A 13,437-nucleotide genomic window follows, 5' to 3' on the forward strand; every position below is an offset into this window, starting at 1 on the left:
TTCAGCGCTGGTAGCGGGCCAGCACCAGGTTGCCGTCCTTCTCGAGCCGCTCGCGCAGTTCCCCGAGACCGATCGCCCCGCTGTAGTACTCCTGGAACGCGGGGGTGGCGACCTTGTCCTTCCACTCGGGATAGCCCCGGACGGACTGGGCGGGCGCAGGACGCAGGTGCTCGGCGAGGGCGGTACCGGTCGCCCAGTCGTCCTTCGCCGTGTGCAGGGCCGGGTCGGCGAGTGCCCGCGTGCCGGTCGGCAGCATCCAGTCGCCCAGCGCGAGGCGCACCATGTTCTTCGGCCGCAGCAGGAAGTCGAGGAACGCCGCCGCCTCCTTCTTGTGCGCGCTGTCCTCGGCGACGGACAGCGTCTGCGGACTGACGCCCTGGGCGAGTCCGTCGGCGCCCGCGGGGGCGGGCAGCACCTGCCAGTCGAACCCCTCGGGCGCCTGCTGCACGATCTGCTGACGGTAGGAGAACCCGAGCGGGACCATCGCGTACCGGCCGCCGAAGAAGCCCGGCAGGGTGTCCGAGCCCCCGCTGCCCAGCGTCGTGGGTGAGGCGCTGCGGTCGGTGTCGACCTGGTCGTGGATGGTGCGCGGGACGACCTCGTCGCCGTCCTCGAAGCGGACGGTGACCTTTCCGTCCGCTCCCCGGTGGAAGAGCCGTCCACCCGCCGACAGGGAGAGGTTGAGGGTGGCGGAGACGGGCTCCTTCAGAGGCCAGGCCACGCCGTACTTCCCGGCGCCGCCGAGCCGCCGCGTGATCTGCCGGAACTCCGCCCAGCTCCACGGGTGTTCGGGGGTGGGGATCCGTACGCCGGAGCGCTTCAGCCAGGTCGCGTTGGCCACGAGGACGCGCGGCTCCTGGAGGAACGGCACACCGTAGACGCCGTCGCCGAAGGTGGTCGTCTCCCAACTGCGCTGCGGTATGTCCGACTTGAGGCGGGCCGGCAGCAGGTCGGTCAGGTCGGCGAGGTAGCCGCCGTAGGCGAAGTCGGCGAGGTCGTCGGAGGCGTCGTGGATGATGTCGGGGGCCTCGCCGCCCTCGAAGGAGGTGAGCAGCTGGTCGTGGACGCTCGACCAACTCCCCTGGACGTACTCGACCTTGACGTCGGAGTGGGTGGCGTTCCACTCCTCCACCAGGTCCTTGTTGGCCTGGACGGACTCCTCCTGCCAGGCCAGGGACTGGAAGCGGAGGGTGATACGGCCGTCGTCCCCGCCGCCACCGGCGGTACAGCCCGCGAGAAGCAGCAGGACGGCCACGATCAGCGCTCGGATCCGCATCAGCTCTTCACCGCCCCGGCGAGCATGCCGCCCGTGATCCTTCGCTGGACGATCGCGAAGACGACCAGTGAGGGCAGGGTGGCGAGGAGGGCGGCGGCGGCCAGGGGGCCGAGATCGGCGACGCCCTCCGTGCCGATGAAGTGGGTCAGGACGACCGGCAGGGTCTGCTTCCCCGGGGACTTCAGCAGCACCAGCGCGAAGAAGAACTCGTTCCACGCCGTGATGAACGCGAACAGCCCCGTCGCCACGATCCCCGGAGCGAGCAGCGGCGCCGTCACCGAGACCAGCGTCCGCAGCCGCCCGGCGCCGTCGATCGCCGCCGCCTCCTCCAGCTCGACGGGGACGGCCCGGACGTATCCGACGAGCATCCACAGCGCGAAGGGCAGCGCCCACACCACGTACACCAGCACCAGTCCCGGCACGGAGTCGATCAGCCGCAGGTTCTTCAGCACCAGGAACAGCGGGATGATCACCAGCACGAACGGGAAGGCCTGGCTGACCACCACCCAGCCGGACGCGGCCCGCGCGAGCCGGGAGCGCCGGCGGGCCATGACGTACGCCATCGGGGTGGCGACGGCCACGGCGATCAGGGCGGCGCTCACCGCGGCGAGCAGGGAGTTCAGCGCGGCGTGCAGCAGGGGCTGTTCGTCGAACGCCTGGCGGAAGTTGTCGAGGGTGGGGTGCTCGGGGATCCAGGTGGGGTGCAGGCTGCCCAGTTCGCGCGCCGGCTTGAACGCGACGGAGAGCAGCCAGAGGAAGGGGAAGGCGAGGAAGACGAGGTAGCCGAGCAGGGCGGTGTACTGTCCGGCCCGGGCCGCGCGGCGGGTTCTCACGCCTCGTCACCTCCCCGGATCCGGCCCACCAGGAACAGGGCGAGGAACACCGAGATCACCGCGACCATCACACAGCCCATCGCCGCCGCGTACCCGAACTGGCCGTAGCGGAAGGCCTCTTCGTAGGCGAAGAGCATGGGCAGCCGGGTGCGTCCGCCGGGTCCGCCGTTGGTCAGCACATAGACCAGGGCGAAGGAGTTGAAGTTCCAGATGAAGTTCAGAGCCGTGATGGCGAGGGCGATGGGGCGCAGGGCCGGCCAGGTGACCGTCCGGAACCGGCGCCAGGCGCCCGCGCCGTCCACCGCGGCAGCCTCGTGCAGTTCCCTCGGGGTGTTCTGGAGGCCGGCGAGCAGGGCGACCGTGGTCTGCGGCATGCCCGCCCACACGCCTACGACGATCACCGCGGGCAGGGCGGTCGCCAGTCCGCTGAGCCAGTCCCGCCCGTCGCCCAGACCCAGGTCGCGCAGGGTCTCGTTGAGGATGCCGGCGTCCGGGTTGTAGACGAGCCGCCACATGACGCCGACCACGACCTCGGGCATCGCCCAGGGGATGATCGCGAGGGCGCGGGCCAGCCAGCGCAGCCGCAGGTCTTGGTCGAGCAGCAGGGCGAGGCCGAGGGCGAGCAGGAACTGCGGGACGGTCACCCCGACCGCCCAGACCAGGCCGATCCGGAACGACTCCCAGAACAGCGTGTCGTGCAGCAGGTCGGAGAAGTTGAGGACGCCGATCCAGCGGGTGGGCGCGGTGCGGCCCGACTGGGCGTCGGTGAACGCCAGCAGGATCCCGTAGAGCAGCGGGCCGACGCTCAGGGCCAGGATGGGGATCAGGGCGGGGAGGACGAGGAACCACGCGCCGTGGCCCGCGGTGCCGCGCGGCGGGCCGGTGCCGGACGCGCGACGTACGGTCCGTCTCTTCTCGGTCGCCGACGACACCGGATCGGCCCCCTTCCCGCGGCTGTGACGGGCCCCGCCATGGTCGTGAAGGTGCTGTACCCCGTCAAGAGACCTTGCGCACGGCCCGATCTGTGCGAATGCGACACTGGCCGTCGGATGGCCGGATCCCGACGCCGTCCGGCAGACCGGGGCGGCGCACCACACGGAGGCGGACGATGGACGAGGCACGGGCGCGGGACGTACTCGCCGCGGCGGCGGTTCTGCCCGGTCCGGCGGCAGAGGCGCGGTTCCTCGCCCTGGGCGAGAACGCCGTGTTCGCCGCCGGTGACCTGGTGGTGAAGGTGGGCCGGGCCGCCGAGCTCCTCGACCGGGCCCGGCGCGAACTGGACGTCGCCGTCTGGCTGGCCGAAGCGGGCGTCCCGGCGGTGCGGGCCGCCGAGCCCGCGCCGCGGCTGGTCGAGGGGCACCCGGTGACCGTGTGGCACCGGCTGCCCGACCCCGTGCGCCCCGCCGAACCGCGGGATCTGGCCGAACTCCTGCGCCTCGTGCACGCGCTGCCCGCCCCCGGCTTCGGCCTGCCCGCGCGTGATCTGCTGTCGGGGGTCGAACGCTGGCTGCGGCTCGCGGGCGACGCCGTCGACCCGGCGGACGCGGCCTATCTGCGCGAGCGCCGCGACGGCTTCGCCGCGGCCGCCGCCGCGCTCACCCCGCATCTGCCGCCCGGCCCGATCCACGGCGACGCGCTGCCCCGCAATGTGCACATCGGGCCCGACGGTCCGGTCCTGGTCGATCTGGAGACGGTGTCGGCCGATCTGCGCGAGCACGACCTGGTGGTCATGGCGCTCTCCCGCGACCGGTACGGGCTGCCCGCCGAGGCCTACGACACCTTCACCGAGGCCTACGGCTGGGACGTGCGGGAGTGGGCGGGCTGCACGGTCCTGCGGGGCGCCCGCGAGACCGCGAGCTGCGCCTGGGTCGCCCAGCACGCGCCCACGAATCCCCAGGCGTTGACGGAGTTCCGGCGTCGGGTGGCGTCGCTGCGCGACGGGGACGAGGCGGTGCGGTGGTATCCGTTCTGATCCGGGTGCTGCGGGCGTGGCGGGCCGCCGCCCGGGCCGGGAGGCACGCCGACGGGTCCCCGTCCGACGAGCGGTGAGGGCGGGCGGGCCGCGGCGGCGTCAGACGGTCTTCTCCGCCGGCTCCCGGACCGGCCAGGCGCCGTCGATCACCGCGTCCGCTTCCCCCTTGCGGCGCAGGAAGCTCTGGAAGTCCGCCGCCCACTCGGCGTACCACTCGATCTGGCGGCGGTGCAGCTCCGCCGGGCCGAGGGCCGCGACCTTGGGGTGGCGGCCGGCTATCGCGCAGGCGAGGCGGGCGGCCGCGAGGGCGTCGGCGGAGGCGTCGTGCGCGGAGTCGAGCAGGACGCCGTACTCGGCGCAGACCGCCTCCAGGTTGCGCTTGCCGCGCCGGTAGCGGTCGACCGAGCGGTCGATGGTGTACGGGTCGACGACCGGCGCCGGGTCCAGGCCGCCCAGGCGGTCGCGCAGGGACGGCAGGCCGTGGCGTCGCAGTTCGGCGGAGAGCAGGGTCAGGTCGAAGGCGGCGTTGTAGGCGACGACCGGGACGCCGGTGCGCCAGTAGCCCGCGAGGACGTCGGCGATCGCGTCCGCGACCCGGTCGGCGGGGGCGCCCTCGCCGGCGGCCCGCTCGTTGCTGATCCCGTGCACCGCCACCGCGTCCGCCGGTATCTCCACGCCCGGGTCCGCCAACCACTCGCGGTGTCCCAGGACCTGCCCGTCCCTGACCTCGATCACGGCTCCCGTGACGATGCGCGCCTCGCGCGGGTCCGTCCCGGTCGTCTCCAGGTCGAAGCCGACAAGCAGCTCCCGGTACCAGGCCATGGTGGCCCCCCTTCTTGGTGGTGCTTTCCCCCAGTGGTCTCCACCCTCGCATGCGCCACTGACAACCAGAGGACCGCGTTCCGCTTGCCGCCGGGCCGAAACGGATAATTCAGGACACCGGCCGCGAGTCCGCCCAGGCCAGCTCGAACTCCTCGCGATATGCCGAGAAGAGTCCGCCGTCGTCCACCTCGCCCGGCTTGACGACCCGGTTGCCGTTGCGCAGTACCAGCACCGGCGCCTCCATGCCGCGCATGCGCCTCAGATAGGACTGGATCACCGCGATGCCGTCGGTGCCGTCGCCGTCGACCAGGTAGGCGGTGAAGCGGGGCGTCTCGTCGTACACCTGGATCTGGAAGGCGCCCGGGTCCCGCAGCCTGGCGCGCACCCGGCGCATGTGCAGGATGTTCATCTCCACCGCCCGGCTCAACTCGCCCCTCTTCATGCCCAGTTCGCGCTCGCGGCGCTTGACGGCGCTGGACGCCGGGTTGAGGAACAGCAGCCGGACGCGGGAGCCGCCCTCGGCGAGGCGGACCAGGCGGCGGCCGGAGAAGTTCTGCACGAGCAGGTTGAGGCCGATGCCGATGGCGTCGAGGCGGCGGGCGCCGTCGAAGATGTCCTCGGCGGGGAACCGGCGCAGCAGCCGCACCCGGTCGGAGTGGACGGCGACCACGTCCGCGTACCGGTCGCCGACGAGGTCCTCGACGGCGTCGACGGGCAGCCGGCGCGCCGAGGGGACGTCGCCGCTGGTGCCGAGCATCTCCAGCAGGCGCGCGGAGGCCCGCTCGGCCTGGCCGAGGACGGCCTCGGACAGGGCCCGGTTGCGGGAGACGACGTTGCGGGTCACCTCCAGCTCGTCCAGGGCCAGTTCGACGTCCCGGCGGTCGTCGAAGTAGGGCTCGAAGCACGGCCAGTGCTGCACCATCAGCTCGCGCAGCTGCGGCAGCGTGAGGAAGGAGACCACGTTGTCGTCGGCCGGGTCCAGCAAGTAGCCCTTGCGGCGGCTGACTTCGCGCACGGCGACCGCGCGCTGCACCCACTCCTGGCCGGCGGGTCCGGCCGCGGCGACCACCCACTCGTCGCCGTGGACGGGTTCGTAGATGGGCCGCAGGACGGCGGCCACGACGGCGCGCAGCCGCTGTTCGACGAGGTTCAGCCAGATATAGGCCCGGCCGGCCCGCTGGGCGCGGGTGCGTACCTCGCGCCAGGCGTCGGCATCCCAGTCCAGCTCCGGTCCGATGGCGTTCGTCTCCATCGGCCGGGCCAGGGACACCGTGCCGGGCGGGACGTCTGCGGAGCCCCCCTCGTGACCCTCGTCACCAGGGGGCAGCTCCAGCCCTCCCGAGCCCACCCGCGCACCGCCTTCCGCTCCCCCGAGCATCCCCGTCCCAACGATCAAGGAAGGGTACTCCGGGAGCGGCGGGCGGTGCAGCCGGATGGACAGGTCGTTTCTCAACTACCGCTGTTCGACTGACCGTTCTGTCCCGCCAGCGCGGACGGAGTGAGCGGATTCATAGCGGTGACGTCCCGGGGGACGAGCGAGAAGCCCTGCCAGTGGACCGGCATGGGCTGCTGGTCCTCGTCCCGGGCGATGTGGTGGAAGCCCACGTTCACCCAGGTCACGGGGTGGGTGAGGGTCTGTCCGTTCACCCATTTGTCGACGGAGGTGCCGTGCAGGGGGCTGCCGCAGTCGCGGACGTTGTTGCTGGCGTACTGCTCGCACTGGTTGTACTGGGTGAAGTAGACGTCGTGCTGGGTGAACTTGCGCCCGGAGTACTTGGTGGTGGCGCCGGGGACGAGTTCGTAGGAGCGGGCGTGACCGTCCTTGTTCTTGCCGGTCGCGCTGACCACCCGCCACCAGCGCATGTTCTTCGCGTCGCCCGCGAGTTCCTTGGTGACGGCGGTGCGGGTGGTCTTGGCGGTCGGGCCCTGCTGGCCGCCGGCGGGCGGGCTGACCACCGAGTCGTACTGCTCCACCTTGGTCGCCGAGGAGCCGTCGAGGCCGAAGTCGAGCCGCCAGAAGACGTTGTGGCTGTGGCTGGTGGCGTAAGACTTGGCGCCCTTGCCTATCGGCCAGCCGCGGCCGTCGCCCGCGTCGTAGTCGAAGGGCGAGAGGCTGCCGGTGGCGCCGACGTTCATGTTGATGGCACCGTCGTCGGAGAAACGCCACTCGGTGATGTACTCGTACCAGCCGACCTTGTTGACCGTGTAGATCAGCAGGTCCTTGCCCTGGGTCTGGAAGACCTTGTTCCCGGTGTCGGCCTGCATGCGGTAGGCGTGACCACGCGAACGGGTGGTGGTGCACAGGCCCTTGACGTTCGGGTTGTCGGAGAAGGACTCCGGGACCTTCACCGTCCGGATGGTCCCGCCGGGGCACTCGGAGGGGGCCATGTTGACCAGGCCCGAGCCGAAGTTGTAGTCGGTGATGTCGTTGTACTCGTTCTTGCCGTCGTCGTACGGCACGTGGATCTGGGCGATCTTGGCGCTGTTGAGGACCCTGATCGGCTTGGCCTCGCCGGGCGGCTGGTAGGAGATCTTCTCCAGGACCAGGCCGGACTTGGCCTCGAAGCGCCAGCACATGCGCCAGGTCGTGCCGGTGGCGAGCTTCTGTTCGATGCGGTAGGCGGCGCTGCAGTCGGCGGCCGCCGCGGGGGCCGCCTTCGGCTGGGCGGCGGCGGGGCCGGCTCCGGCGGCGGCGCCGGCGGCCAGTGCGGCCGCACAGAGGCCGACGGCCGCACTCCTGCGGGCACGGCCGGTGCCCTGCGGCCGGAGGCCGCCGGTCGGATTCGGAACACGCATGAGGACATGACTCCCTTCGCCTCCCGCTGCGGGAGGCGCGTCGGACGACGGACGTGGTGGTGGGACGGCTACGGATTCAGCCGGTGAGCCGGGCGACCTTGCCGGTGCTGAGGTCGATCACCAGGGACCGGGCGTCGATCCACGGGCCGTTCCTGACCTTCGGCAGCAGCCGTACGCAGCGGTGTTCCCCGCACTGGTCGAGGACGGCGGGCTCGGCACCCGGCACCGCCCGGTAGATCATCGCGGCGATCTGCAGCTGGTCCGGGGAGCTGAGCTCCTTGCCGGTGGCGTCCTTGAAGTCCGCCTTGAGGCCCGCGCCGAGCGGGTCGGCGATCAGCAGGCGCGCGGCCTCGGTCTGCTCGGCGGCACCGAGCGGCGGCTGGACGCCGTGCCGGGTGCCGGTGCCCTCGACCTTGCCGGTGTCGAGGTTGACGGTCTTGGTGACGAGCGTGTCGTTCTTGTAGTCGTAGAACGACACCACCGCCCGCCGGGGCGCGTCCGGGTCGTCCGCCTCGCCCTCCGCGGGCTCGGCGAGGTCCACGCCGAGGCGCTGCGGGCCGCGGTCGCCGTCCACGTCCTCGCTCGCGCGGAAGCTCTGCCGGTCGAGCGCGATCTGCTCGACGCGCGCGATCTCGTCGTCGGTCAGCGGGTCGCGGCCCTTGCCCTTCGCGCCCTCGGCGGGCGCCGCCTCGACGACACCGGGCTGTACCGCCGCCGTGTCCCCCGGCTGCCGGCCGGCCGCCTGTCCGGTGCTCTGGCCGTTCTTGCCGCCTCCTGTGTCGTCCGCCCCCGCCGTGCCCGGCAGGGTGATCCCCACCATCACGGCCGTCGCGGCCACCGCGATGGCCGTACCCGCCACCACCTTGCCCAGGTGGCGGCGCACTGTCGTGCGCACAATCTCCCCCTACTCCCCCTGTTGCCCGGGAGTACGTGTCTGCCCCACTGGTTCGGCACCGGACGTGTGTCATCTGTCGTCCCGTGCGCCGGTCGGTCGGTAAGAGGGGCGTAAGTCACAGGTGGTTCCCTCACTTTCCTGGAGACTCGACCTCAAGGCGCCCCCGGCAGGGCGAGACAACTGAAAGAGTCGTGTCCATGCAGGTCTGGCCTGGAGAGGCGTATCCCCTCGGTGCCACGTACGACGGCGCCGGCACGAACTTCGCGGTCTTCACGGAGGCCGCGGACCGAGTAGAGCTGTGTCTGCTGCACGACGACGGCTCGGAGACGGCGGTGGAACTGCGCGAGAGCGACGCGTTCGTCCGGCACGCGTACCTGCCGGGCGTCATGCCCGGACAGCGGTACGGGTTCCGGATACACGGCCCCTACGAACCCGCGCGCGGGCAGCGGTGCAACTCGGCGAAGCTGCTGCTCGACCCCTACGCGAAGGCGGTCAGCGGCTCGATCCGGTGGGGCGAGGAGGTGTACGGCTACCACTTCGACGCCCCCGAACGGCGCAACGACCTCGACTCGGCGCCCCACACGATGACGTCGGTCGTGGTCAACCCCTACTTCGACTGGGGCGACGACCGCAGGCCGCGTACCGAATACCACCACACGGTGATCTACGAGGCCCATGTGAAGGGCCTGACGATGTGCCACCCGGGGCTGCCGGAGGAGCTGCGCGGCACCTACGCGGCCCTGGCCCACCCGGCGATCATCGAGCATCTGACGGAGCTCGGGGTGACGGCCCTGGAGCTGATGCCGGTGCACCAGTTCGTCAACGACCACCGGCTGGTCGACATGGGCCTGAACAACTACTGGGGCTACAACACGATCGGGTTCTTCGCCCCGCACAACGCGTACGCCTCGTGGGGCGACCGCGGTCAGCAGGTCCTGGAGTTCAAGTCGGCGGTGCGGGCGCTGCACGAGGCGGGGATCGAGGTCATCCTCGACGTGGTCTACAACCACACCGCCGAGGGCAACCACCTGGGCCCGACGCTGTCCTTCCGGGGCATCGACAACCCGTCGTACTACCGGCTGACGGACGACCCGCGTTACTACATGGACACCACGGGCACGGGCAACTCCCTGCTCATGCGGTCCCCGCACGTCCTCCAGATGATCATGGACTCGTTGCGGTACTGGGTGACGGAGATGCACGTCGACGGATTCCGGTTCGACCTCGCGGCGACCCTGGCCCGTCAGTTCCACGAGGTGGACCGGCTCTCCTCGTTCTTCGACCTGGTCCAGCAGGACCCGGTGGTGTCCCAGGTGAAGCTGATCGCTGAGCCGTGGGACGTGGGCGAGGGCGGCTACCAGGTGGGGAACTTCCCCCCGCTGTGGACCGAGTGGAACGGCAAGTACCGCGACACCGTGCGGGACGTGTGGCGGGGCGAGGCCCGCGCGGTCGGCGAGTTCGCCTCCCGGCTGACCGGCTCCTCCGACCTCTACCAGGACGACGGCCGGCGCCCGCTGGCCTCCATCAACTTCGTGACCTGCCACGACGGGTTCACCCTGCACGACCTGGTCTCGTACAACGACAAGCACAACCAGGCCAACGGGGAGGACAACCGGGACGGCGAGAGCCACAACCGGTCGTGGAACTGCGGCGCGGAGGGCCCGACCGACGACCCCGGGGTGCTGGAGCTGCGGGCCCGGCAGATGCGCAACTTCCTCGCCACGCTGATGCTGTCCCAGGGCGTGCCCATGATCAGCCACGGGGACGAGTTCGGGCGCACCCAGAAGGGCAACAACAACGCCTACTGCCAGGACAGCGAGCTGGCCTGGGTCCAGTGGCCCGAGGAGGGCAGCGAGCTGCTGGAATTCACGCGCGCGCTGGTGCGGCTGCGCAAGGAGCACCCCGTCTTCCGGCGGCGCCGCTTCTTCCACGGCCGGCCGGTGGAGGGCACGCACGACGAGCTGTCGGACATCGCCTGGTTCACTCCCGAGGGCAAGGACATGGCGCCGCGGGACTGGGACCGGGCACAGGCGTCCGCGCTGTCGGTGTTCCTCAACGGCAACGCGATCTCCGAGCCGGGCGCGCGCGGCGAACGGATCACCGACGACTCCTTCCTGCTGATGTTCAACGCCTCCGCGAAGGCCCTGGAGTTCGTCGTACCCGTCGACCACGGGCGGCAGTGGCAGGTCGTCGTGGACACCGGGAACCCGGAGGCGCCTGCGCCGGGCGCGGGGCCGAAGGTGCAGGCCGGGGCCCGGCTGACGCTGGTGGACCGGAGCATGACGGTGCTCCAGCGGCCGACCTAGCCGAACGGTGCAGGGAACGGGGCGACCCGCCTGGAGGGGGGTGTGACACGAAACGCGGCGGGACGGGTACGTAGGTTGTCATGACCCCTGAGCGACGTGACGCCTCCGTTCCCGTGCCGCCCACGGCGACCTACCGGTTGCAGCTCCAGCCCGAGTTCGGGTTCGGGGCCGCGGCGGCCGCCGTGCCGTACCTCGCCTCCCTCGGCGTCTCGCATCTGCACCTCTCCCCCGTCCTGGAGGCCGTCCCGGGCTCCCCGCACGGCTACGACGTCGTGGACCCCACCCGCGTGCGGGCCGAGCTGGGCGGGGAGGAGGGGCTGCGGGCGCTGGCGGGCACCGCGCGGGAGCACGGGCTGGGGCTGGTGGTGGACATCGTGCCGAACCACATGGCGATGGCCCCGCGGCACAACCACGCCCTGTGGGAGGTGCTGCGGGAGGGGCCGAAGTCGCCCTACGCGCGCTGGTTCGACATCGACTGGGAGGCGCAGGGCGGCCGGCTGCTGCTCCCGGTGCTCGGCGGCCCCGTCGGCGAGGAGCTGGCGCACCTGCGCGTGGACGGCGACGTCCTGCGCTACCACGACCACGTCCTCCCGCTGCGGGCGGGCACCGAGGGGCTGCCGCTGCCCCGGCTGCTGGACGCCCAGTGGTACCGGCCGGCGTGGTGGCGGCTGGCCCGCACCGAGCTGAACTACCGGCGGTTCTTCAGCATCTCCGAGCTCATCGGGGTGCGGGTGGAGGACCCGGAGGTGTTCGAGGCCACCCACGGCACGATCCTGCGGCTGCTGCACGAGGGCGTCGTCGACGGGCTGCGCGTGGACCACCCCGACGGCCTGGCCGACCCCGACGCCTACCTGGAACGACTGCGCACGGCGAGCGGCGGCCGCTGGACGGTGGTCGAGAAGATCCTCGCCGACGGGGAGCGCCTGCCCGGCTCCTGGCCGGTGGCCGGCACCACCGGCTACGACTCCCTGCGCCAGATCGACGGCCTGTTCACGGACCCGGAGGGGGCCGGGGAGCTGCTGGCCCGCTACCGGCGCTTTGCGGCCCCGCAGACGGACCGGGGCGGCGACTGGGCCGCCACGGTGCGGCGGGCGGCGTACAAGGTCCTCACGCACGAGCTGGCGGCCGAGACCGAGCGGCTGACGCGGGTGGCGTCCCGGGTGAGCGCCGAGTCGGCCGACCCCGCGCTGCGCGACCGGGCGCCCTGGGCGCTGCGCACGGCGCTGGAGGAGCTGCTCGTACGCATGGAGGTGTACCGGCCGTACACCTCGGGCGACCCGGCCGCCGTCGTGACCGAGGAGGCGGCCGCGCAGGCGCGGCAGGCGTTCGTAGTGCCGGAGGAGGCGGGCGCGGTCGACGTGGTGCGGGGTCTGGTGCTCGGCGGGGAGGGCGCGGCGGGGGCGGAGTTCCGGGCACGGTTCGCGCAGACGGCGTCGGCATTGCGCGCCAAGTCGGTGGAGGACACCGCGTTCTACCGGTATGTGCCGCTGCTGGCCTCGAACGAGGTCGGCGGCGACCCGGGCGTGCCGGGCGTGTCCCCGGTCGGTTTCCACGCCTACTGCGCGCGCGTGCAGCGCGACTGGCCGGCCACCGGGACGGTCGTGTCGACCCACGACACCAAGCGCAGCGCCGACGTGCGCGCCGCGCTCGCCGTCCTCACCGAGTGCCCGCGGCGCTGGGCGGACCTCCTGGAGGAGGTCACCCGCGCGGAGGAGGGCGTACCGGACGGGCAGCTGGCGTGGGCGGCCTGGCAGACCGTCTTCGGGCTCGGCCCGGCGGCCCCGGAGCGCGTCCGGGAGTCGCTGCTCAAGCACGCGCGCGAGGCGGGGCTGTACACGAGCTGGACGGAGCAGGAGCCCGCGTACGAGGAGGCGGTGGCGGCGTTCGTGACGGCGGGGCCGTGCGGGGTGCCGGGCGAGCGGGTGGCCGCGCTGCGCGACGCGCTGGAGCCGCACATCCGGGCGAACGTGCTCGGTACGGCGCTGGTGCATCTGACGATGCCCGGGGTGCCGGACGTCTACCAGGGCACGGAGAGCGAGTACCGGGTCCTGGTGGACCCGGACAACCGGCGCCCGGTGCGGTTCCCGCCGGAGGAACCGGGCGCCAAGGGCGCGGTGACCGCCGCCGCTTTGCGGCTGCGCCGGCGGCGGCCCGAGGTCTTCGGGGAGGCCGCCGGGTACGAGCCGCTGTCCGCCGAGGGGACGGCCGCGGCCCACTGTCTGGCCTTCGCGCGCTCCGGCCGGGTGGTGACGGCCGTGACGCGGCTGTCGCTGCGGCTGGCGGAGGCGGGCGGCTGGCGCGAGACCAGGCTGGCCCTGCCGCCGGGGACCTGGGCCGACGTGCTGGCTCCGGAGCGGGAGTTCACGGGCCACGCGCGCCTGGCGGAACTGTTCGAGGGGCTGCCGGTGGCGCTGCTGGAACGGCGGGAGGCGGAGTGAGGCGGAGAGGGTGACGCGGCGAGGTGACGTCGGCAGCGGGCCCCGGGGGGGGCGGGGCGGCGGCCTTCAGCCGCGGTCTGCCTGCGTGGTCTCGCTGCG

10 protein-coding genes are annotated in these 13,437 nt (G+C 72.4%); 3 read left to right on the plus strand and 7 right to left on the minus strand.

Translation table 11 applies throughout. The features are described from left to right. Window position 1: 1 nt before the first annotated feature. Genes OG440_RS08010 through OG440_RS08020 form a run of 3 tightly spaced genes read right to left on the minus strand, consistent with a single transcriptional unit; the run spans window position 2 to window position 3,041 of the window. The gene (locus OG440_RS08010; protein WP_406006140.1) at window positions 2-1,276 is read right to left on the minus strand and encodes an ABC transporter substrate-binding protein; all 1,275 of its coding nucleotides are present in this window, start codon (window positions 1,274-1,276) and stop codon (window positions 2-4) included. Then, complete coding sequence (locus OG440_RS08015; RefSeq protein ID WP_406006141.1) at window positions 1,276-2,109, minus strand: carbohydrate ABC transporter permease; 834 nt, start codon at window positions 2,107-2,109, stop codon at window positions 1,276-1,278. The genes OG440_RS08010 and OG440_RS08015 overlap by 1 nt, the downstream gene beginning before the upstream one ends. Further along, window positions 2,106-3,041, minus strand: a complete 936-nt coding sequence (locus OG440_RS08020; RefSeq protein ID WP_406006142.1) for a carbohydrate ABC transporter permease — start codon at window positions 3,039-3,041, stop codon at window positions 2,106-2,108. Before OG440_RS08020 ends, OG440_RS08015 begins: the two co-directional genes overlap by 4 nt. A gap of 176 nt (window positions 3,042-3,217) precedes the next feature. Here OG440_RS08020 and OG440_RS08025 point away from each other — a divergent pair, with 176 nt between their 5' ends. Beyond that, on the plus strand, window positions 3,218-4,081 hold the full coding sequence (locus tag OG440_RS08025; protein WP_406006143.1) for a phosphotransferase enzyme family protein: 864 nt from the start codon (window positions 3,218-3,220) through the stop codon (window positions 4,079-4,081). Between the two features lie 99 nt (window positions 4,082-4,180). Here the strand turns inward: OG440_RS08025 and OG440_RS08030 are convergent, their stop codons facing one another. From OG440_RS08030 to OG440_RS08045, 4 genes are all read right to left on the minus strand, one after another. Continuing rightward, complete coding sequence (locus OG440_RS08030) at window positions 4,181-4,903, minus strand: 3'-5' exonuclease (protein ID WP_406006144.1); 723 nt, start codon at window positions 4,901-4,903, stop codon at window positions 4,181-4,183. A gap of 109 nt (window positions 4,904-5,012) precedes the next feature. Continuing rightward, entirely contained in the window at window positions 5,013-6,281 is a 1,269-nt protein-coding gene (locus OG440_RS08035) for an SAV2148 family HEPN domain-containing protein (RefSeq protein WP_406011292.1), read from the minus strand. Between the two features lie 71 nt (window positions 6,282-6,352). Next, the gene (locus OG440_RS08040) at window positions 6,353-7,699 is read right to left on the minus strand and encodes a copper amine oxidase (protein WP_406006145.1); all 1,347 of its coding nucleotides are present in this window, start codon (window positions 7,697-7,699) and stop codon (window positions 6,353-6,355) included. A 76-nt stretch (window positions 7,700-7,775) separates the two neighbouring features. Beyond that, the gene (locus OG440_RS08045) at window positions 7,776-8,594 is read right to left on the minus strand and encodes a Tat pathway signal sequence domain protein (RefSeq protein WP_406006146.1); all 819 of its coding nucleotides are present in this window, start codon (window positions 8,592-8,594) and stop codon (window positions 7,776-7,778) included. A 197-nt stretch (window positions 8,595-8,791) separates the two neighbouring features. Here OG440_RS08045 and glgX point away from each other — a divergent pair, with 197 nt between their 5' ends. Together glgX and treY are read left to right on the plus strand one after the other, a co-directional pair. Next, entirely contained in the window at window positions 8,792-10,900 is a 2,109-nt protein-coding gene (gene glgX, locus OG440_RS08050; protein WP_406006147.1) for a glycogen debranching protein GlgX, read from the plus strand. 80 nt (window positions 10,901-10,980) lie between these two features. Continuing rightward, entirely contained in the window at window positions 10,981-13,338 is a 2,358-nt protein-coding gene (gene treY / locus OG440_RS08055; protein ID WP_406006148.1) for a malto-oligosyltrehalose synthase, read from the plus strand. Window positions 13,339-13,437 lie beyond the last annotated feature (99 nt).

Origin of the sequence: Streptomyces sp. NBC_00637, from assembly GCF_045161545.1 — a bacterium.
Taxonomy (GTDB): Bacteria; Actinomycetota; Actinomycetes; order Streptomycetales; family Streptomycetaceae; genus Streptomyces.